Source organism: Weissella cibaria (assembly GCF_004521965.1).
In the GTDB taxonomy this organism is placed as follows: domain Bacteria; phylum Bacillota; class Bacilli; order Lactobacillales; family Lactobacillaceae; genus Weissella; species Weissella cibaria_A.
The window spans coordinates 1-486 of record NZ_SDGK01000062.1 but is presented as its reverse complement, the minus strand read 5'-3'; the positions used below and the strand labels follow the sequence as shown (position 1 = coordinate 486).

Below are 486 nucleotides of genomic sequence, written 5' to 3'. Positions count from 1 at the left end.
AGCTGGGATAGCTGGATTCGAACCAGCGATACACGGTACCAAAAACCGATGCCTTACCACTTGGCCATATCCCAATAATAAATGGGGGCTATAGGATTCGAACCTATGAACCCGAAGGAATGGATTTACAGTCCACCGCGTTTGACCAGACTTCGCTAAACCCCCGCAACAACAAAATATATATTACCAAGTATCACACAAGTTGGCAACCCCTTTTTTTGAAATTAAATCATTATTATTTCAAAATATATAAACCAAACAGAAAAAGGCTTTAAAATATTTGGTGCTGATGACCACTCGTTCACGCGATTGGTTGTTGGTACCTTTTTTGGTTTTTTGGTGTAAAAATAAAAAAGGACAGACCAGCTGCAACCAGTCTGCCCAAAATACCCTCGAAAGGATATCCCAACATGGATAACGATATCAGAATTTTTAATTGGATTAACAGACTTAAATATCGATTTTGATCCAAAAGCAGAACAACAC

The 486-nt window shown here is 38.7% G+C and carries 1 protein-coding gene and 2 tRNA genes; all 3 read right to left on the bottom strand.

Translation table 11 applies throughout. The features are described 5' to 3' along the window. Positions 1-2: 2 nt before the first annotated feature. Positions 3-74 (bottom strand) — tRNA-Gln (locus EST42_RS07770). 8 nt (positions 75-82) lie between these two features. Next, positions 83-165, bottom strand: a tRNA-Tyr gene (locus tag EST42_RS07765). A gap of 59 nt (positions 166-224) precedes the next feature. After that, positions 225-486 (bottom strand): hypothetical protein (locus EST42_RS10735; RefSeq protein WP_209019485.1); only part of this gene is annotated, 262 nt, incomplete at its 5' end.